A 20,495-nucleotide genomic window follows, 5' to 3' on the forward strand; every position below is an offset into this window, starting at 1 on the left:
CTAGTGTTTCGTCCGGTTAATTCGCTGGCGCATGTTTGTTATAATAGGAATCGTCAAACAGCAATAAAAGGTTCCCATTGTGCCCAAACCCGCAGCGCCATTTAATCTGACTGTAAACGATCAATTGGAACTCGAAAGTTGGTGCCGAACCAATACGCTGAGCCAGCATCTGGCGCAACGCGCCAGGATACTTTTGTTACTGAATGAAGGTCAGACCCCAAAAGGAATCTCAGAGTCTCTTCAGGTTAGCACCCAAACGGTCTTCAAGTGGCGCAAACGCTACAGTGATCGAGGTCTTGAGGGGCTTCATGATGCGCCGCGACCTGGCCAGCCTCGAAAACTCGACGGTAAAACCGTCAAGAAAATTTTAGACGACACAGTCCATAAAGTTCCGAAAGAGGCCACACACTGGAGTATCAGTCTCATGGCAGAGCATGCCGGGGTAACGCGCTGGCAAGTGCACCAGATCTGGAAAGCAGCCGATTTGAAGCCGCACCGGCTCAGAACGTTCAAGATCAGCAACGATCCCCACTTCGCTGAAAAAGTGTGCGATGTTGTCGGGCTTTATATGAATCCTCCGGACAATGCACTGGTTCTGTCTGTTGACGAAAAAACCCAGATTCAGGCTCTTGACCGAACCCAGCCGAAATTACAGCTTCGCCCGGGACAAGTTGAGCGACAGACACATGATTACAAACGTCATGGCACAACCAGCCTGTACGCTGCATTCAATACGCTGACGGGTCAGGTGATCGGACGAATCACTCAGCGTCACCGAGCCAAGGAGTTTTTAGACTTCTTGCGACAGATCGACCGGGAAACTCCGAAGGGTCTGGATCTGCACTTGATCTTGGATAACAGCTCGACTCACAAGACGCCGGAAGTCAAAGCTTGGCTGGCCGAGCACCCTCGGTTCAAGCTGCACTTCACGCCCACGAGCGCTTCCTGGCTGAATGCGGTCGAGGGTTGGTTTGGCCAACTGGAACGACGAGCCCTATACCGCGGTATTTTCACCAGCGTCGGCGAATTAAAGTCTGCGATTAAAAAGTTCATCAAGGTTCACAACGAAAAACTGGCAAAGCCGTTCCGTTGGCATAAAAGCGCAGAATCGATTATGACGTCAGTGGCTCGGGCAAAGCTGAGTTTAATTGATAATAAATGAGCGAATTAACCGAACGTTACACTAGGGAGCTACTATACTAGGTAATGATCAAAACGCCGGATGCAATCCGCTGGATAGGCTGACCGATTAGCTAAAGTTATTCCGGTAAGTTCCGATAACAAGAGTAGGGAGTATTCCGAAGGGGTTAGAGTATGGGCGTCAATTGCATACTGCAATTGGCAAACCAACAGCGTTTTTCTCGAATGGTTATCAGTGAGATGTCAACCAACTTTGGCTTTCAAAGCACGCAGAAGCGGCCATTGTCCGCCACGCTTAAAAAATGGGTGCATACCTTGATGCAAAGGTTCGTTCAAATCACGTATATGTATTTAGTGGAGGCATTGTTGTGATATCTACCATAAGCAGCCAGCCACTTGGAGTGCAAAATAAATACGCTAGTTTGGAAAAAACGGGATCTGGAGTCGAAGAGAAACCTATCAAGGACAGTGCTGGTCCTGAAAATAGTAATAACGACGTTACTATTTCAGATGCTGGCAGGAAAGCACTAGAGGCGTCCAGGGGCGGTCAATCCCCTAGCTATTACGAACAGTTTATGCCGACCTATGACGGATTTACAGCTGCTAATATTGCATTAGGTGTCAAAGAGCCTGGTCGTGATACATTTTCTGCTGGAAAAGATTTTAGCCAGGTTGCGATAGATGCACGCGCTAGTATGGATAATAATTATGAGCGCCTGGAGTCGATTGGAAAGTCATATCCGCCAAATAACGCACCTGCAGAAAGCAGAAATTCGTTACTGGGTGAGCTTGATAGGCGAGCACTCTATGCTGTTGCAAGTAATCAAGGCGAAATGTTCACAAAAGATGAGCAGGCCATAGCTCGTAATAAAATGAATCAACAACAGGGGCTTGCCATGGGACTTTACAGCGGTCCGACGAGCGAAAAGGATCAGTTTTCCGACCCTTTTGTTGGGAATATGGCGTCTAAGTTCAAAGCTGGGATAGAATTTTTAGATGCTGTAGGCAATGAGGAAAAAGGGACCTCTTTTGAATATGCGCACCAGCGCGCGGGCGTTCAAAAAGCATATGAAAGTGCGTCAATCAAAAACGGAGAGATACCAGAGGATTTTATGTCAGATAGTCCTCTTATAATGTTGTTATATGAAGCTATGGATGCAGCAGAGAAGTTTGGATCAAAAAGTATTACAGAGGGTCAAATTCTGAACGCGGAGGATATACGAAAACAGTCTTGGTTTAGTGGTTACGAGAATAGGTTGGATGATTCTATAAACGCCACCAGAGAGCTATACGTACCCAAATTCACTAAATAAATAGCCGAAAAGACAATATCTTATAAATAATTCACTGTGCAATGTATATCTACGTTACACAGTGAATTAATTTTAGTAATATCAGTTTAAAAAAATTTATTCTACGGTAAATCGTACAGAATACTCACCAGTAATAAAGTTTTGTAGAATTACTTGTGATTCACAATCCGATGCAGGCTCAGCTCCATCTGAGAACTGGTATAGAGATCCGACTTTAATTACCGACCAGTTAAATCTGCAGCTTTGATAAGTGAAAGCACCTGCATCAACGGTGCCGGGGGTTTCTGATACAACAACGCTGGTATCGTTCGCAAATAACGGATCTGGCGCTGGAGGTGTCACAATTCCAGACGTATTCGATCTGATTAAAGTTTCATCTGAATTGCTGTCATTCACCAGCTCTATAGTCGTGGCCGCCGCGAGAGTCGGTAGTGATGTGGCAAACAATAAAGCTGCAAAGATCTAACGTAATGGTCTTATCTGTCTCATAATATTCCCCTAAGAGCTGATATTCATTCGCGTACCCGCTATTGGAATTAACGGCGGATTTCTCGCTCTGTTCGCCCAATGAGCGTAGTTGCAGAATTGAATTTTTAAAGCACAACTCATGCTGAAATGAAAATTATTTAGCAAGGGCCAGTCGTCGACTAATTACTGCGCAACTTTATGAATTGTGGAAAAAATGGTGTCGATATCATTGATGCCAAAGGCTTAGCGTACAATTTTTTCCGTTTCGTGAACTGACCCCTAAAAGAACGGTAAAACAATAAATTGAGTGGGCAACTTAACATTAAACGTTAAGGCGCTACACAAGTGGTTGCGCAGCGCCCAACCAATATCTATTCAAAGGTTCTTGGGCGAACCGAATCTGGTTTGAGGAATGGCTTCTCTCCAGTGTTGTTATGATCCCCAAGAACATGTCCGTCGGTTTCCCGGGCTTGTCCATACATCGAATGCTTGTGGAATCGCTCCTGTGTCTTTTCCAAAGTGTCTTTTACATCACCTGTATAACGTGGGTCTTGTGGTCGTTCCTGATTGCTCATGTAATAGGCAATGTCCCACGCCTCCTGATCACTCAGGCTGTTAGGTTGGCCTAATGGCATGTTGTTTTTGATAAAGCCCGCCGCAGTGAATACCCGCACGATGCCCGCACCCCAGTTGTTCGACATATCCCCCCAGATTGCAGGGAAAACTGTGTGGTTACCTACGCGTAAGCCCTCGCCATCGTTACCGTGGCAAACAGAGCAATTCTCCTCAAATGCGGCTTCTCCGCGCGCATAGCTCAGTTTCGCAGGGCGATCCGGCGCGGGAAAGCCCCTGCCGTAGATGGGTTTTTCCGGGTACATGGCGACACCCTTTGCCAACCATTGGTGGTAGGCAGACAGTGCAAGCATGTTGTCACTGCCGTACTCCGGGGGTTTTCCGTTCATTGAGTAGGTAAAGCAGCCTGCAATGCGTTCTTCCAGATTGTTCACGTGGTCGTTCTTTCCACGATAGTTGGGAAGAGTCACCGCTGCTGGCCAAACCGGGGCACTAAAGGGCATGCGGCCTTCACCCATGTGACAGCTGGAACAGTTCATGTTGTTGAAAACATTCTCGCCCCTTAGTTGTTGGGTGTTGGTGAAAAGATCGTAGCCCCGCCTAATGACGCGTTTCAGCTCAGGGTGAAGGCTGGCGTTTTCCAAATCTTCCATGGTAGGTGGGATATGCACCAACTCATTTGCTTTGGGAGCCGGGTAGCCCAGTTCTGTCAACGTATTGATGTACTGTTGCGTAGTGTCGTCGGTCGCTGCGGCAGTGGCGGAAAACAATAGGGTTCCCGACAGCGCAACGTAGCTAAAAGTGCGAATCATGATGTGAAAACCCTCTTAGTTGGCCGAAGCGCTCTGGCTAGCAAGCCAAGCCGCGACTGCATTGATATCGTCATCACTCATTCTGCGAGCAATGGAGCCCATCAGGTCTTGCGTATCGTTTTTTCGGGTACCTGCTCTCCACGCTTGTAGCTGGGTTTTTATGTAGCCTGCGTGTTGACCGGCAATGCCCGGGAAAACAGCACCAGCACCTTGGTTATCGGCACCATGGCAGCTTTTGCATGAAACAACGTAACGCGACCAGTCGCCACGCTCCGCCAATTGTTTTCCGCGCTTTAGCGTTGCCTCGTTAGCATTTTCACTGCCTTTTCGAAAAATTATTATTTGATAACGGTCAATTGTTGGCGTTATCAAGCCACAAGCCCTCTAAGGCCATTCAGGGTTTTCTACTGCAACGCCCTAGTGCGAATATCCGGGACGTTGCGCTACACTGGTCCGATGCTAACCATCTTTTTCTCTCTATTCACAGCGGTCATTTCCGTAGCGACCTTCTTGCCCCTCTGGCGTAATCCCCACTGGAGCATTCGGGTTTTTGATTTTCCACGCCTTCAATTGGCGGTTTTGGCGGCATTACTACTCGTCGCTCAATGGGTGTTTTTGGATCTGACGCAACCCCTGAGCAAAACGCTGGTTGTTGCCGCGGGGAGTTCCTTGCTCGCCCAGCTTTGGTGGATTCTGCCGTACACGGCAATATGGCGGAAAGAGGTCAAAGACGCTCGCAACAGGCACCCCGGGCGCACTTTGACCATACTTACTTCCAACGTGCTTACCCCTAACCGCAACGCAGAAGCCCTGCTCACGCTGGTCGAGACGCATAAGCCGGACGTATTGGTAACGCTGGAATCGGATCAGTGGTGGGAAAATCAACTGGCGGCGTTGGAAGGCGACATGCCTTACACCATCAAGTGCCCCTTGGATAACCTTTATGGCATGCATGTTTTTTCGCGGCTGCCATTAAGCGAAACGCAAGTGTGCTTTCTAATCGAGGAGAAGGTGCCTTCGATGCACGCATTGGTTGAGCTATCCACCGGCGATAAGGTGCGTATTCATTTTGTACATCCGGCCCCGCCTAGCCCCACAGAAAATGATGAATCGAAAGAGCGGGATGCGGAACTGGTTATTGTCGGGCGAAGTGTGGCCGACAGCCAAGAGCCGATTATCGTTACCGGCGATCTCAACGATGTAGCTTGGTCGCCAACAACCCGCTTGTTCAGAAAAGTCAGCGGCTTACTGGACCCAAGAGTAGGGCGCGGGTTTTACAGTACTTTTCACGCAGATTATCGGTTGTTGCGCTGGCCTCTTGATCATCTATTCCACAGCCATCATTTTACGCTCGCATCCATTACTCGGCTTCCCTCCATCGGTTCCGACCATTTTCCGTTATTGACTCAGGTGGTGCTCGCTCCGGCGAGAGGGCAAGATCAAGAACCTCTGGCCGAAGATGGTGACGACCGTAACCGCGCGCGCGAGCTTGCAAGGGAGCAAGGTGCGAGCAAACACGATGTGCCAGAGCCGGGTGAGTAAAAAAAAGGAAAGTTTCGATGACTAAACACAGCCTATTTGCACTGACCATTGCGATGACGCCCATGCTGGCTTCTGCAGAGATTACCTCTGCCATCTTATACCCCTCGCATGCTGAACTGACTTGGGAGGAACCTGAGCAGGTAGGTTCCGGCGCTGGAATCCTCAATATTGAGGGCTTGCCCGTCAGCCTTCAGGACCAGACTTTGCAAGTTCAGATAAGTGGTATTAGCGGGTTGCAAATCCAGCAGGTTCAGGTCAGCCGAATGGAGCAGGCAGAGTTCGTTGCGGATGAAACCCGGCGAATCCGCAAGGAGCTGGCAGAGGTTACCTTGCACATTCAGGAAAAAGAGGACTTGATTCAAGCGTGGAATCAGCAGGTAACACTTATGAGCAATGCAGCTGAATCGCCCCATGAGCTCTCGGCCTCAGAGTTGAATGACATGGCCGTCGCTTTGAAAGATACAACACAGAGTGCGCTCGGGGAGATAAGGGCTATTCGCGCGAGAATGACAGATGATATCGCACTGAGAGACCGCTTAACTCGGGAGCTGTCCCAAGTGAAACAAGGCGCAAAGGCAACCAAGCAAGTACGTTTACGCTATCAGGCCCCGGCATCCGGTGAGCTGCAAGTAACCCTCAGGTTTCAGACTCCGGAAGCGCGGTGGCGGAGCGAATACAGCGCCCGCCTTAAAACAGAACTCAAGGGTCAAACTGGTGGTGAGGTCGCGCTAGAACACTTGGCCGTTGTTCAGCAGTCCACCGGAATGGATTGGCACGGCGTGGACCTGCGCCTTGCAACTGCAAATGCCCGCAGGGGAACGGCAATGCCACCAATGTATTCGTGGGTAGTCAGCCCCGAGCAGCCGCTGGCGTTCCGTTCAAAGGCGTCCGCGCCTATGGCTGATATGCAGGCGGAGTCGCTTATGGGGATGGAGTTAGAGAGTGCAGCGGTTGTTGAAAGGCAGAGCACATTCACCCAAAGCTATCGTTTGTCACACCCAGTGGATGTTCCTAGCGGCACTTCGGGCCAACGGTTAACGGTTGCGGAGCATAGGATCCCGGTTGAAGTTGCCATTTGGACTGCGCCAGCAATGGATGCAACCGGCTACCTCCATGCAACGGGTAAATTTCAATCTGAAACACCCATACCGGCCGGGCGGCTTACCTTGTACCGAGAGGGCCAGAGCCTAGGTGAAACCCAGCTCCCAGCGTTAACGAACGGTGAAGAACTCACCCTCGGATTCGGGATAGATGAGGGTGTTCGGGTAGCCGTAGTGAACGAGCTTGAACGTACCGGTGAGGAAGGCATGTGGAAAAGTGAAAATGTTCAGCGCCGACAAAACCGTTTTGAGATTACAAACCATCATTCACAGGCTGTGCAGGTACGGGTTTTTGATAGGCTCCCTGTATCTCAAAAAGACATTCTGACCGTTAAACCGCTGGACATCAGCGAGCCGGTTGAGCGAGATGTTGATGATAAAAAGGGTGTTCTGGCCTGGGACCGACAAATACCTGCGGGCGAGACGCTCACTTTAAAATCCGGTTTTGAAATTCGAGTTCCCGAAGGAACTGCACTTCCGCGGCTTTAAGTTGCACCTAGGGGCACGGAAGTGCCTCCACATATCCAGAGAGCTTATTTCGGGTAGCCGGTGATATCCCGGATTTTTTGATACAGGGGCTGCAACTGCGGGTACATACGCAAGTAAACTTCAGAGTAGAGTCTTTCGTAAAGCTCCCGCGCTTCCGGGTTGGGTTGAAATACATCGCCCACCCGGGTCATTTCCGCCACAGCTGTTTCAAAATCCGGGTGCAGGCCAAGTCCCACTGCTGCATCGATGGCTGCGCCCAGTCCAGAGGTTTCATAAGTGTGGGGGCGCTCAGCGGGTAAGCCGAATACGTCGGCCGTTAACTGCATGGCGGCGTCGCTTTGGGAGCCACCGCCAGCTACCCGGAGCTTTCGAATTTTAACGCCACTGCGTTTTTCAATTTTTTCTTTACCTTCCCGAAGCGCGTAAGCCAGCCCCTCCAGAATTGCCCGGTAAATGTGCGAACGGGTGTGCACATCGCCAAACCCGATAATGGAACCTTTGGCTTCCGGCCCGGGTTGGCGCACGCCGGGTGACCAGTAGGGTTGCAACATCAAGCCCATGGAGCCTGCAGGTACGGCTTGCACGAGTTCATCGAACAGCTCTTCCGGCTCGATTCCGCGCTTCTCTGCAAGTTCGCGCTCCCGTAAGCCAAACTCTCGCTTGAACCAGCTCACCATCCAGAACCCACGATAGATCATCACCTCTGTGGAGTAGTGACCGGGCAAAGCGGAAGGGTAAGGAGGCATCAATCGAACCGGTTCCACATAGCGCTTGTTGGTGGCGTTTATCGTAGCGGTTGTGCCGTAGCTCATACAGCCGATATCCGGCGTTAAGCCACCCGATCCTAGTATTTCACAGGCTTTGTCAGAAGCAGCTGCAATCACTGCTAAGCCTTCTCTTACGCCAAGATGTTTAGCGGCCTCTGCGGTCAAGTGGCCGAGGGTAGAGCCAGGGCTAACCAGTTTAGGCAGCATGGATTTCTTTATTGGCATAAGGTTCCATTTGAAATCCCGCTTGCCAGCCCAGCGATGTCTTTTGTAGTCGAACGGTAGATAGCCCACTTGGCTACCCGTAGAGTCGCGGAATTCGCCGGTCAATCGATAATTTAAGTAGCCTGACAACAAGACAAAATGCCGGGTTTTTTTCCATATTTCCGGCTGGTTTTGGGCAATCCAATTGGCCTGAGTGTTTTCTCGAAAGCGGTTAATGGTGTCTTCAAGTCGTGCCAGTTTGAAGAGCCAACCCCAAGGCCCTTTAACTGGCCCATCGACTTTAGCGTGGCGCTGGTCGAGCCAGATAATCGCTGGGCGTAGAGGCTTGCCATCTTCGTCTAGGTTAATCACGGTGCCGCGCTGGGTTGTGAGGGTAACGCCCGCGACTCTGTCTGGCGTGACGTCTGTAGACTCCCAAAGCTGATCACAAGCCTTGCCTAGGTTTTCCCAGAAATACCCCGGGTGCTGTTCCGCCCAGCCCGGTTGCTCTGAAAAATAGGGTTGAATCTCCTGCCTGCCTTTGGCAATAAGGTTGCCACGGGTATCGAAGAGCAGGGCGCGTACGCTTTGGGTGCCATTATCGATAGCCAGAATCAGTGGATCAGAAGGCATGTGACAACCCCGGCTGGAGCGGGAGAGAATAGGCTTCGCGCCAAAGGGCGAGATATCGGGCCTCTTCCGCGCACCATTGTTCATCGGCCCAGCTCAAGGCGCTTTGGCAGTATTGTCTTAGTTTTGGAAGCAACAGCTTTCCACCATGGGGAAGGATTAAGCCAAGTCGGGTACGGCGTAGCATCAGATCATCCAGATGCGTTACGCTCTCCTGTTCGCAGGCCCAAATTACTTCAGCCCAAAGCAATTCGCCCGGTATAGGGCCGGAAGCCGTATCTGGTTGAACAGGTTCCAGTGGACCAGCCTTTAGCACAGAGGGCAGATCTGATCCATAAAACCCGACTAGCCGTTGCCAATTCTGATGGCTTATATTGCCGGGCTTTTCAGGTGAAGGCGTGGGTCGGAATACCGGATCACGCTCTGGCCGCAGCCTATCTTTAGTGCTCATGCCTCGGGTAAGGGCTTCTCGTGCGATCAGGCGAAAGGTAGTGAGTTTGCCGCCTGCGATGCTGATTAAGCCTTTGTCTTCCCGGAATTCATGCTCGCGGCTTTCTTTGGACGGCGTCTTGGATTCCGCCGTCTTTTGTGCAGAGGTAACAACCGGCCGAACGCCTGCCCAAGTTGAGAGAACATCACGTTTGGTGACTACGGCACTGGGGAATAATCTGCTCGATATACGCAGGAGGTAATCGACTTCTTCACTGCTGATGCGCGGCTCTATATCCAGATCTTCTTTATGATCAAGATCCGTTGTCCCTAATACGGTTGTGCCGGCCCAAGGAAAGGCGAAAACCGGGCGTTTGTCGTCCGGGTGGAACAGGGAAACAGAGCAGGAAACCGGCAACGTCTGCCACGGAAGAACCAGATGGCTGCCGCGCAGTGGTCGTATGGTCATGGGCTGTTCGTCGCTCTCCGGCTGCTGGAGCCGGTCGGCCCAAACCCCGGTGGCGTTGATAACCAGCGGCGAATCAACAGTAAACGGTTGGGCATTGCCCTCGGCCTGAAGCTCAAGGCCACTGACTTGTCCATCGGTGCGGATTACTCTTGCGGCTTTAAGGTAGTTCAAGCACCAGGCGCCGTCGTGGCAAGCCTCTGCGATAACCCTTTGCACCAGGCGAGCATCATCGGTTACAGCGTCGGTAAAGCCGCTGGCGCCCGTCATTTTCTCGGTATTGAGGCCGGGTACCCATTGCAGCGTTTCGCCCGGAGTCAGAAAGTGACGGGACTTGGAACGGGAGATCCAGTCGTAAATCCGAAGCAAAATCTGAAACAGTCTTGGCCCGGGGAATTGGCGTTGAAAGTGCGGCATGATGAAGCGCAGAGGTTCTATAAGCCCGGGCGCCTCAGCCATTAACCTTTGCCGCTCGGTAACAGCGTCTCTGGTAAGCCGGTATTGGCCGCTGCCCAGATACCGAAGGCCTCCATGCACCATTTTCGAGGAGCGGCTGGAGGTTCCCCAGGCAAAGTCCTTTTGCTCTACAAGCAGCGTTTTCAAGCCGCTACCGGCAGCTTCTCGAGCTATACCCGCGCCGGTAATGCCGCCTCCCACCACCACAACATCAAAGGTATGGCGGCCGCTTTGAAGCTCTCTGAGCAGTATGTCTCGACGCTTCATCTGGGTCACTCCGCTCACTCCAACAAGGTTTTGGGGTTGAGAATGCCTTCCGGATCGAAGGTTTGGCACAGGGAACGGATTGCGAGCATTCCCAACTCACCTTTTTCCACCGGCAAGAAGGGCGCATGGTCTTTGCCGACACCGTGCTGGTGGCTAATGGTGCCGCGGTTACGGACGATCAGTTCTGAGGTGGTGTTTTTCAGATGTTTCCAGCGGGCCAACGTCTCCTCGTAACTGTCCGCAACACGGAAAACATAGGTGGTGTAGATGCTACAGCCCTGTCCGTAAAAATGGGACAGGTGGGTAAATACATGGGTGCGCTCGTTTTTGCTTTCGTCTCTGGCTTGAAGCCCGTTGCGCAAACTGTTTTCCATAAGGCCCAACAATGTGTCTACGTTATCCCAGTCGGTGGCGGTTTCTAACGTATCTACGGCGTAGCCCATCTGCCATAACGCTTCTCTGAGATACGGCATGGTGAACCGCTTTTCCGCCCATTTCTTTCCGAGCCGTGTGCCTGTGTAAACACCTTTATATTCTGAACAGATACGCTTGGCTTCTTGCTTGGCGCTGGCGCACTGGTGTTTACTGCCAGTGAGACCGAACGTCATCATACACTTGCCTTCATCCGCGCCGCGCAGAGAGAGTACTTTTTCAAGCATGCCAATGAGTTGTGGATGCCCGGCCAAGGCCAGCTGGGTTTCGGTTTCTATGGCGTTGCTGAGGCGCAGCATGGAAAGCTGGGTACGGTTTTGAACCAATTTTCGACAGGCTGTGCGCGCTCTATCCCAATCCGGGAAGAATACAACGTGAAAACTTTCTTGTTCTGGCAGGCGGCTGACCCGAACCTTCACTTCTGTGATCAAGCCAATGCGGCCCTCGGAGCCCAGAATCATTTCGCGAATGTCAGGCCCAGCGCTGGATGCCGGAATGGTGGGCAACTCCAGAGTGCCTTTGAGTGTTTCAATCTGACCGCCGGCAAACAATTGCTCAATGCGCCCGTAGCGCAAGGATTGCTGACCGCTCGACCGCGAGGCCACCCAACCACCAATGGTTGAGAGCTCAAAGGATTGGGGAAAGTGCCCGAGTGTGTAGCCATGAGCCCGCAACTGGGATTCAACAAGAGGCCCCGGTGTACCCGCACCAAAGGTCGCGATTTGGCTTTCCCTGTCTAGGTCAATGAGGCGGTTCATGCCACCCATATCCACTGTAAGCACAGGCTTATCGCCTGCCAGCGGGTTGATATGCCCAGCAACACTGGTGCCACCGCCGTATGGAATCAGCTCGATGTTATGCGCCTGTGCGTAGTGAAGTAGGTTCTGCACGTCGAGGCTGGTTTCGGGGCGGGCAACGCCATCTGGAAAAACACCGAACTCGCCACTGCGCATGGCCAACCAGTCTGCCAAACTTTGGCCGCGGGCGTGGCGCACGCGAGTTTCTGGACTGGTGTCGATGAGCTTAGCAACCGTGTCGTCAGCCGGTAGGCGTGACTCCGGAACCTTAGCGCAGACAGACTCCAGAGATACGTCTTCAAGAGCGTGGCTTGCACCCACACGCTCTGCAAGAAAATTCTGCCCCTGTGCCGGGAGCTCCAGATTGAATGTTTCCTCGCCCCAACCGTTCCAACGTCGCATCAAAATACACTCCCTTCTAATTGAATGGATTGCATTCTATCGGTATAGCCAGCGCTCACGCATGTCTCATGGCGACATTGCAGGTGTCATTTGCCGACATTAACCGTTACTGCGCAGGCGTTCCCGAAGCTGTTCCAAGCGCTTGCGTATTTCTTCGCGGCGGGGCTGGTTGTTTGCTGCAGGTGGGGCTGAGGGTTGGGTAGATGTGTTAGTGGTATCGACTGGTTCTTCGTATTGCGAGGTGCTGCCAACGTCAGCAGAAAAGCTTACACCGGAGTTGTCATCAGATTCCGGGAAATACAGGTTTTCCAATTTTCCACCGCGGTCAAGAATAACGCGGTTAGCGTGCACAGAACGGAGTTTTGCATTGCCGGGAAGCTCGTCACCCACAAGGAAAACATCTGTTTTGCTTTTGTCATCTTCAATGAGCGCACTGCCGGGGAAGTCGCCGTCGGCTGCCAAGACGCCACGGAGAAAAATTCTGAGGTTGGTTTCGGGTAAGTCCTCAGTGTCTTCCTCTATGTCCGTTCCATCAAGTTGTGCTGTGCCAAAAAACTCTAACGATGAGAGTGCAACGTTTGGCGCGCTGCGTTTTTCGGTTAAGGGTTGTGTAATTGCCTTTTGGCTTTGCGCCGCTTGTTGGCTTTGCGCTTGCCAAAAACTATAGCCCTGCCATGCGGTAACCCCCACCATGGCCAACCCCGCAACAAGAGCCAGAGCGAGTGGAATCTTCGGATTGATAGAGAGCATTGATAATCCTGAATGCAAGTTCGCAAACTGCCAAAACCGGTAACCTAGAAAAACACTGAAAGTACCACAGGTTATCAGAATAGCGTCTTTTATTGAGAGTATAGTGTACAGGGTTATTCAGCAGGCCTATATCCTGTGGTAGCCTTCCTGAACTCTATAAAACAGAAAGGGTTGCAGAGTGTGCGGGCGCGCACAAAACCCTGAAAGCCTGATAATAAAACGAGGAAAAACTTGACCACAGAAACCGAACTTCAGCCGCAGGATGCTCCGCTGGGTCGTCTTCCCTTTACCTTTGCAAAGCGCAACGGCGTTATTCTGACTCGCTCAGAAGAGGGCAACCCGGTTATTTTGGTCAGGCCCGGCGCTCCTCACTCTGCACTGGCGGAAGCCAACCGCATCAGTGGTGGCCGTGCACGATTTACCACAATCGACCCCGACCATTTTGATCAAGCGTTAAATGCTGCTTATCAGAACGACTCGGCTGAAGCCATGCAGATGGTTGAAGGCATTGGCGATGACATGGATTTGGCCTCGCTGGCTGACTCGGTTCCCGAAACAGAAGATCTGTTAGAGCAGGAAGACGATGCGCCGATCATCCGCCTTATTAATGCCATTCTTACCGAAGCGGTAAAGAGCAGCGCCTCCGACGTGCATATTGAAACCTACGAAAAGCGCTTAGTTGTGCGGTTTAGAGTTGATGGCGTATTGCGGGAAGTGGTGCAGCCCAAACGAGCGCTGGCGCCGCTGCTGGTATCGCGGATAAAGGTTATGGCAAAGCTCGATATTGCGGAAAAACGGGTGCCTCAGGATGGCCGGATTGCACTGAGAGTAGCGGGTCGCGAAGTGGATATCCGGGTTTCCACCATGCCGTCATCCAGTGGCGAACGCGTTGTACTGCGATTGCTGGATAAACAGGCCGGGGCTATACGCCTTGAATCACTGGGCATGGCGCCAGACGACCTAAAGATACTGCGCCGGCTCATTCATCGGCCGTACGGCATCTTGCTTGTAACCGGGCCGACCGGCTCTGGTAAGTCCACAACCCTGTACGCCTCACTTCAGGAAATAAACGATCGTACCCGCAACATCCTCACGGTCGAAGACCCTATCGAGTACAACCTGCCGGGTATTGGCCAGACTCAAGTTAATCCCAAGGTTGAGATGACCTTTGCGAGGGGCTTGCGTGCCATACTGCGTCAAGACCCTGACGTGGTGATGATTGGTGAAATTCGGGACCTAGAAACCGCAGAAATTGCCGTTCAGGCCAGTCTCACAGGCCACCTTGTTCTCTCCACACTGCACACCAATACTGCCGTTGGCGCCATCACCCGGCTTATGGATATGGGCATCGAGCCCTTCCTTATCTCATCAAGTCTGGTCGGCATTGTTGCCCAGCGGCTTGTGAGAGTGTTGTGCAAAGAATGCCGTGAACCTTATACGCCCACGGAAGAACACTGTGAATTTCTGCAGCAGGACTTTGCAACGCCGCCAACTATTTATCGGGCAAAAGGCTGTGAGCACTGCAACCAGCTGGGTTACCGAGGTCGAATCGGTATTTATGAAGTGGTTGAGGTAACGGAGGACATCAGCGCATTGATTCACAAGCGTGCGGGTGAGCTGGAACTGGAGAAAGAAGCGCGGCTGAAAGGCCCGAGCATACACTCAGACGGTGTTCGCAAAATACTGGAAGGTGTAACCACTGTGGAAGAGGTGCTCCGCGTAACGCACCGGGGCCAGTAAACTATGCCAGCCTACGAATACAAGGCCTTAGATGCCCGGGGAAAACAGAAGCAGGGCGTGGTGGAAGCCGATGCTCCCCGTGCAGTACGCCAACAGCTTAGGGAAAAGGGGCTCACGCCACTGACGGTTGAACCGGCTGTTCAGAAGCGCACACCCAGCAACCCGTTGAGCAGTGGAGGCTCTCTGGCAGCCGCTGACCTTGCGCTGGTAACTCGCCAACTGGCAACCTTGATTCAATCGGGCATTCCGATTGAGCAAGCATTATCTGCAACGGCCCAACAAACAGCCAAGCCGCGTATCAGAAGCATGCTGATCGCCATTCGCGCCAAAGTGATGGAAGGGTATACGCTAGCAGATAGTCTTGGCGAATTCCCCAAAGCTTTTCCGCGCTTATACCGATCAACAGTTGCAGCGGGCGAGCATGCCGGGCACCTAGACTTGGTTCTGAATCGGCTGGCTGATTACACAGAGAATCGGCAGGAAGCGCGCCAGAAAATACAGCTAGCGGCCATTTATCCCATTATTCTAAGCTTTGTGGCGATAGCCATTGTGGTGTTCTTGCTGACCTATGTGGTACCGGACATTATTGATGTTTTCGTGAAGCAGGGGCAGGAACTGCCAGCGCTGACCCAAGCCATGCTGGCTATGTCGGAATTTCTTTCCAGTTTCGGTGTCTACCTCTTAGTGCTATTGGTTGCGGCCTTTATGGCGTTTCGCTACGCACTCACGAAACCGGCCTTTCGCATGCGCTTTCACAAACGTCTGCTGCATTTGCCGTTATTTGCCGGAATGGTTCGGGGGGTTAACACCGCCCGCTATGCCAGTACGCTTAGTATATTGACAACCAGTGGTGTGCCCTTGGTTGATGCTATGAGAATCGCCGGAGAGGTGTTGTCCAACGACTACCTGCGTCAGGAACTTCGGGATGCCGCACGCAAAGTGAGTGAGGGTGGGTCTCTGCATCGGGCACTGGATCAGTCCGGCTACTTCCCGCCCATGATGCTTCACATGATCGCCAGCGGTGAGGCCAGCGGGGAGCTGGATAGCATGCTAGAACGCACCGCCAACATGCAGGAGAACACGCTGCAATCCAAGATAGCTGCCATTGTTGGGCTTTTTGAGCCCATGATGCTGTTGATAATGGGGGTGGTTGTTCTGATTATTGTGATGGCGATCATGCTCCCCATACTGAACATGAGTAATCTGGTCGGTTAGTATTTTTAACATTTCAAGCCAACAACGAGTGATGTAATGACGATGAAAAATGTAAACATGCCGCAGTCCAGCCAAGGCTTCACCCTTATTGAAATCATGGTTGTGATGGTGATCCTCGGCCTTTTGGTAGCAGTAGTAGCACCAAATATTATGGGCCGGAGTGATCAGGCAAAGGTCACCGTAGCGGAAACCCAGCTCACCAACATTTCGAAAGCTCTGGATATTTATCGATTGGATAATAGCCACTATCCCTCAACCCAGCAGGGCTTGGAAGCTCTGCAATCGCGCCCAAGCGGCAGCCCAGAGCCTAAAAACTGGAACCCCGACGGTTACATGAAAAGTATCCCGCAAGACCCCTGGGGCAATGAGTTCCAGTACGTAAGCCCTGGGCGTGAAGGCGCATACGATCTTTACTCTTTTGGCTCCGATGGCCAGGAAGGTGGTGAAGGTGACGCTGCTGATATCAGTATCTGGAACATCGGCGGCTAATTCATGCGTTATGTGGAACCAGGAAACAGCAGCGGCTTTACGCTCATTGAGATAATGGTTGTCCTGGTTCTAGTGGGGCTGCTTGCAGCTCTGGCGGTTTTCACCATGGGTGGAAACTCACAACAGCGGGAACTGCAGCACGAGGTGCGGGAACTGTACCTGTTAATGCAGACCGCATCGGATCAAGCTGTGCTCAACAACCGGGAACTTGGCTTGCTGTTTGAAGAAAACGGCTACCAGTTTGTTACCTACGAAGACGAAACGGGTGACTGGGGAGTCTCAGGAGAGCGCATATTCAGAGCCAGAAGCTTCCCGGATTGGTTAGTAGCGACTCGGTTCGTTGAAAACGATGCGCCTCGGCTAGCGTCGGCTGAAGACGAACTCCGGCCCGATGTGGTGTTTTTCTCCAGTGGCGAGACTACGCCTTTCGAGTTGGAGTTCACGGTCGGCAGCGAGACAGATTACACCCAAATTTTGGCGACCGACGGGATCTCTCCCATCGAATGGCGTCGTCCCGGCCTTGAGGAAGACAACTGGTGAGGCCGCAGAACCCCGCAAAGTTCTCGACATCCGTCGGAGGCTTCACTCTTATAGAAGTGATGATAGCCCTGCTGGTCTTTGGCCTGATCGCAACCGCATCCGCAGAGGTGGGTAGCCAATACATTTCCAGCTACGAGAGAATTCGCGACAAAACGCTTGCGGCCTGGCTCGCCGACAATCGCATTAATGAAATCCGGTTGGAGCAAAGCTTGCCCGGCATCTCTGAAAACTCGGAAGACAAAGAGTACGGCACTTACAACTGGCAGGTGACAACAAAAATTATTGCCACCCCCGAGCCTAAAATGCGGCGGGTGGAGGTTGAGGTTGCCCGTTACCGGGATGGCCGATCAGACCCTTACCCGGTACACACACTTTCCGCCTTCATAGGTGAGAAATGAGAGGCGGGAAATGAGAGTAGTGAATCGCCAGCGAGGCTTCACGCTTTTAGAAGTTCTTGTCGCTATCACCATCACTGCGGTTATCGGCATTGGTGTATGGCAAGTTTTGAGCGGTGTCATTCTCTCCCGCGACCGTGTGGATGAACTGGCAGAACGTTTTGATGGTTTGCAACGCGCTATGTTGCTTCTAGAACGAGACATCACCCAGATAGTAAACCGACCAGCCAGAGACCTTTACGGCGATTTCAAGCCAGCTTTTACCAGCCGCGAGGATGACTTTACGTTGATGCTAACCCGTCAAGGCTGGCGCAACCCGCTCGGTATTCGCCGCAGCAGCCTGCAGCGGGTCGGTTGGGAGTATACCGGTAACGAGCTTAGGCGCAGATATTGGCCAACGGTTGATCAGGGCCAAGAGGGCAACAGTCAGGACCTTATGCTACTTGAAGGTGTTATGGCCTTCGATTTGCGGTTTTTGGATGACCAGAATATCTGGCAGCAGCAATGGCCGACTGACGAGGCCATGTCGGCGTTAACGCCGAACAGCCGGCCGGAAATACCTTTTCCTCTGGCGATAGAAATTACCCTAGAGCACGAACGTTTCGGCGAGATTGTTCGAACCTTTGTATTGCCAGACTTTGACGCCGTAAGCGCGCAGGGCTTGCTGACCCAGCTAAATGAAGCCCGCGAAGAAGCGGATGAAGAGAATGAAGAGGAATCTGCAGACGGCGGCGTTCAGGGGCAGGGAAGTTAAGACATTATGATGACAAGCCTCCCAGAAACTGGCCCGAGAACACAGCAGGGTGTTGCGTTGATCATGGTTCTACTCGCCATGGCGCTGGTTGTCATGCTGGCGTCGGGAATGACCCAGCAACAAAATATAAGGGTGTTCAAAGCGGGGCATTATTTGGCGCAGCAACAAGGCCAGAGTATCGCACTCGGTGCTGAGGCCTTTGCCCGTCAAATCCTTATAAAAGACTTTGAAGACGATAAAGAAAACGGCCAAATGATTGATAGCTTGGACGAGTTCTGGGCAATGAATGCAGCTATTCTGCCTTTAGATGATAACGGGGTTGCCGAGGTGCAGATAGATGATCTTGGTGGGCGGATAAACCTGAATGATTTAGTAACAGTCAACGGTCAGGTAGATCCTATGACTAAAGCTCGTGTGGCACGCTTGCTGATGGCTTTGGGCATTACCGACATATCGGTTGACGCTTTGGTGGATTGGATTGATCCAGATGATCAAACAATCAGTGCCTACGGTGCGGAAGATGGTCAGTACCTTATGGCAGAGCCCGGTTTTCGGGCCGCAAACCAACCGTTTGTCAGCGTGTCAGAGCTTCGGTTGATTGAAGGTATGACCGAGGAAGTGTACGTAGCACTACGGCCGCACGTATCCGCCTTGCCTGTCAGTGGACTAGGTATCAACGTGAACACAGCAACGGCTGAAATATTGATGTCGCTCTATGAAGAACTGACGGCGGCTCAAGCTGAGTCTATTATTGAAAAGCGTGATCAGGAGCCGTTTGAAAATCTTCAAGATTTTTTGGCGCTTCCCGAGTTGGCTGCATCAGGACTCAGTACAGCAGGCTTAGGGTTGCAAACCCGTTTTTTTGAAGTTGTTTCACGGATTACCTACGATAACCGTGTTGTAAATATGGTGAGTACGGTTTTTCGCAATCAAGAAGGTAATGTCCGGACGGTTCACAGGGATACCGGGCAAAAGAATCGCGTTACCAAAGAGCCCTATACAATTTCGGAAGGATAACCATGTCATATCGCCTTTACGTGCGACCCTTACCACCTTTTACGGACCTCGGAGAAAACTCGGAGGATCGGCTGTTTAACTGGGTGCTTTATGATGCCGGCGGCGACGCTCAGGCTCAGGGTAGCAGCGATTTTCGCAACACAATCGAACAAACGCTGAGTCAAAACGGGCTTGATGATGTGCTGCTGGTGGGCCTGATTCCGGGCGATGAAGCCATGTTTTGTGTGGCCGATATTCCGGCAAAGCAAAGCCGGTTCATCAATCAAGCTTTGCCTTATGCTGTTGAAGAGCAAATAGCCCAAGATATTGACAGTGTTCATCTAGCGCTTGGCCTTCATACTCAAGAGGGCTTTCGGGTAGCTGCCGTTGATCGTGAACGCATGGCTCAATGGCTTGAGCTGTTTAGTGGTTGGTCCCATGCAAGACTGGAGGCCATACATCCGGATGCCGCATTGCTCCCGGTCACAGATGGCGGCTGGTCTATTTGTTTAGACGGCGAATCGGCGATGATGGCGAGCGACCGTGGCGAATGGCTTAGCATGCAGTCTGCCAACCTCGGTATGTTTGCACACACCTTGGCGATGCCGCCTTCCGAAGATGTCGTTGCGGAAGTCCCTGTGGTGATCTACGGGACTGAAGCCGAATTTGAAGAGCAACAAGCCGTGTTGGGCGAGCTCATGGCGCCGGGCCGACTTTCTGTGCGCCGGGAATCGCTGGAGTTAATGCCACTTGAACTGTTGGCACATGCCCATCACCACCATTTATGTCGGCCTATCAATCTTTGCCAACGGGATTTTTCCATCAAAGGAGGGAAGGAAAGTCCGCTAAAGCCTTGGAAGCCCTTGATTGCCGTAGCCGCAGTTTGGTTTGTGGTACAGGTGGCGCTAGAAGCCGGAATGGGTTTTTATTACCAGCAACAAGCTGAAGAACTACGCAATGAGGCCATGTCGGTTTACCGACAGGCTTTTCTCGAGGATCGCCGAACCCACGCGGGTAATGTGAGGCGCGTTATTGAAGGTCAATTACGCATGGCTGGGTCCGAGGGCCCTGATGTGGATTTTGTAACGCTTATGAAGTACACAGGCCAACAGTATTCAAAGGTGGCGGGGTCCGGTTCGGTAACGTTTAACTCAATTAATTACAGCCAGTCCCGGGGAGAATTGGTGGTTGATGTGCGAGCGGAAAGCTACGACCGCCTAAGCACGTTACGCAACGGCCTGTCTGGTCAGGGGCTTGATGCAAAAATAGGCTCGGTTGTTAACGAAGCCAGCGGTGCCCGTGGCCGCCTGACGGTATCGGGAGGCTGAA

At 52.1% G+C, this 20,495-nt stretch carries 18 protein-coding genes; 12 read left to right on the forward strand and 6 right to left on the reverse strand.

Annotated elements, in window-relative coordinates; translation table 11 throughout:
• The first annotated feature begins 79 nt into the window (after nt 1-79).
• Both MWU62_RS17670 and MWU62_RS17675 read left to right on the forward strand, forming a co-directional pair.
• Entirely contained in the window at nt 80-1,162 is a 1,083-nt protein-coding gene (locus MWU62_RS17670; protein ID WP_208006341.1) for an IS630 family transposase, read from the forward strand.
• A 346-nt stretch (nt 1,163-1,508) separates the two neighbouring features.
• A complete protein-coding gene (locus MWU62_RS17675) occupies nt 1,509-2,453 on the forward strand; it encodes a hypothetical protein (RefSeq protein WP_247116112.1) in 945 nt (314 codons plus the stop codon).
• 839 nt (nt 2,454-3,292) lie between these two features.
• On the opposite strand, the gene MWU62_RS17680 is transcribed toward MWU62_RS17675, so the two are convergent.
• Together MWU62_RS17680 and MWU62_RS17685 are read right to left on the reverse strand one after the other, a co-directional pair.
• Nucleotides 3,293-4,306 carry a c-type cytochrome gene (locus MWU62_RS17680; RefSeq protein ID WP_247116113.1) on the reverse strand — a complete coding sequence of 338 codons (1,014 nt, stop codon included), beginning with the start codon at nt 4,304-4,306 and terminating at the stop codon, nt 3,293-3,295.
• Between the two features lie 15 nt (nt 4,307-4,321).
• Nucleotides 4,322-4,678: a c-type cytochrome gene (locus tag MWU62_RS17685; protein ID WP_247116114.1), complete on the reverse strand. Its 357-nt coding sequence runs from the start codon at nt 4,676-4,678 to the stop codon at nt 4,322-4,324.
• 84 nt (nt 4,679-4,762) lie between these two features.
• Here MWU62_RS17685 and MWU62_RS17690 point away from each other — a divergent pair, with 84 nt between their 5' ends.
• Nucleotides 4,763-5,848 (forward strand): endonuclease/exonuclease/phosphatase family protein, encoded by a 1,086-nt coding sequence (locus MWU62_RS17690; protein ID WP_247116115.1) that lies wholly within the window; start codon nt 4,763-4,765, stop codon nt 5,846-5,848.
• A 17-nt stretch (nt 5,849-5,865) separates the two neighbouring features.
• Nucleotides 5,866-7,437 (forward strand): DUF4139 domain-containing protein, encoded by a 1,572-nt coding sequence (locus tag MWU62_RS17695; RefSeq protein ID WP_247116116.1) that lies wholly within the window; start codon nt 5,866-5,868, stop codon nt 7,435-7,437.
• Nucleotides 7,438-7,481: 44 nt separating this feature from the next.
• Here the strand turns inward: MWU62_RS17695 and MWU62_RS17700 are convergent, their stop codons facing one another.
• From MWU62_RS17700 to MWU62_RS17715, 4 genes are all read right to left on the reverse strand, one after another.
• Nucleotides 7,482-9,041 carry an FGGY-family carbohydrate kinase gene (locus MWU62_RS17700; RefSeq protein ID WP_247116117.1) on the reverse strand — a complete coding sequence of 520 codons (1,560 nt, stop codon included), beginning with the start codon at nt 9,039-9,041 and terminating at the stop codon, nt 7,482-7,484.
• Complete coding sequence (locus MWU62_RS17705) at nt 9,031-10,656, reverse strand: glycerol-3-phosphate dehydrogenase/oxidase (RefSeq protein WP_247116118.1); 1,626 nt, start codon at nt 10,654-10,656, stop codon at nt 9,031-9,033. The genes MWU62_RS17700 and MWU62_RS17705 overlap by 11 nt, the downstream gene beginning before the upstream one ends.
• Nucleotides 10,657-10,670: 14 nt before the next feature.
• Complete coding sequence (locus MWU62_RS17710) at nt 10,671-12,287, reverse strand: FAD-binding oxidoreductase (protein ID WP_247116119.1); 1,617 nt, start codon at nt 12,285-12,287, stop codon at nt 10,671-10,673.
• A 99-nt stretch (nt 12,288-12,386) separates the two neighbouring features.
• Nucleotides 12,387-13,037: a type II secretion system protein N gene (locus MWU62_RS17715; protein ID WP_247116120.1), complete on the reverse strand. Its 651-nt coding sequence runs from the start codon at nt 13,035-13,037 to the stop codon at nt 12,387-12,389.
• Nucleotides 13,038-13,268: 231 nt separating this feature from the next.
• On the opposite strand from MWU62_RS17715, the gene gspE reads away from it, so the two are divergent.
• From gspE to gspL, 8 genes are read left to right on the forward strand one after another with little or no spacing between them, the layout of a single operon-like run.
• Nucleotides 13,269-14,777, forward strand: a complete 1,509-nt coding sequence (gene gspE, locus MWU62_RS17720) for a type II secretion system ATPase GspE (RefSeq protein ID WP_200364412.1) — start codon at nt 13,269-13,271, stop codon at nt 14,775-14,777.
• Nucleotides 14,778-14,780: 3 nt separating this feature from the next.
• A complete protein-coding gene (gene gspF / locus MWU62_RS17725) occupies nt 14,781-15,992 on the forward strand; it encodes a type II secretion system inner membrane protein GspF (protein ID WP_200364414.1) in 1,212 nt (403 codons plus the stop codon).
• Between the two features lie 36 nt (nt 15,993-16,028).
• Entirely contained in the window at nt 16,029-16,481 is a 453-nt protein-coding gene (gene gspG, locus MWU62_RS17730) for a type II secretion system major pseudopilin GspG (protein WP_200364416.1), read from the forward strand.
• 3 nt (nt 16,482-16,484) lie between these two features.
• Nucleotides 16,485-17,021, forward strand: coding sequence for a type II secretion system minor pseudopilin GspH (gspH, locus tag MWU62_RS17735; RefSeq protein ID WP_247116121.1), 537 nt, complete (start codon nt 16,485-16,487; stop codon nt 17,019-17,021).
• Nucleotides 17,018-17,419 carry a type II secretion system minor pseudopilin GspI gene (gene gspI, locus MWU62_RS17740; RefSeq protein WP_320159687.1) on the forward strand — a complete coding sequence of 134 codons (402 nt, stop codon included), beginning with the start codon at nt 17,018-17,020 and terminating at the stop codon, nt 17,417-17,419. The genes gspH and gspI overlap by 4 nt, the downstream gene beginning before the upstream one ends.
• Before the next feature lie 10 nt (nt 17,420-17,429).
• Entirely contained in the window at nt 17,430-18,170 is a 741-nt protein-coding gene (gspJ, locus tag MWU62_RS17745) for a type II secretion system minor pseudopilin GspJ (RefSeq protein WP_247116122.1), read from the forward strand.
• Nucleotides 18,171-18,176: 6 nt separating this feature from the next.
• Nucleotides 18,177-19,187 carry a type II secretion system minor pseudopilin GspK gene (gspK, locus tag MWU62_RS17750; RefSeq protein ID WP_247116123.1) on the forward strand — a complete coding sequence of 337 codons (1,011 nt, stop codon included), beginning with the start codon at nt 18,177-18,179 and terminating at the stop codon, nt 19,185-19,187.
• A gap of 2 nt (nt 19,188-19,189) precedes the next feature.
• A complete protein-coding gene (gene gspL / locus MWU62_RS17755; protein WP_247116124.1) occupies nt 19,190-20,494 on the forward strand; it encodes a type II secretion system protein GspL in 1,305 nt (434 codons plus the stop codon).
• Nucleotide 20,495 lies beyond the last annotated feature (1 nt).

Origin of the sequence: Marinobacter sp. S6332, from assembly GCF_023016045.1 — a bacterium.
Taxonomy (GTDB): domain Bacteria; phylum Pseudomonadota; class Gammaproteobacteria; order Pseudomonadales; family Oleiphilaceae; genus Marinobacter.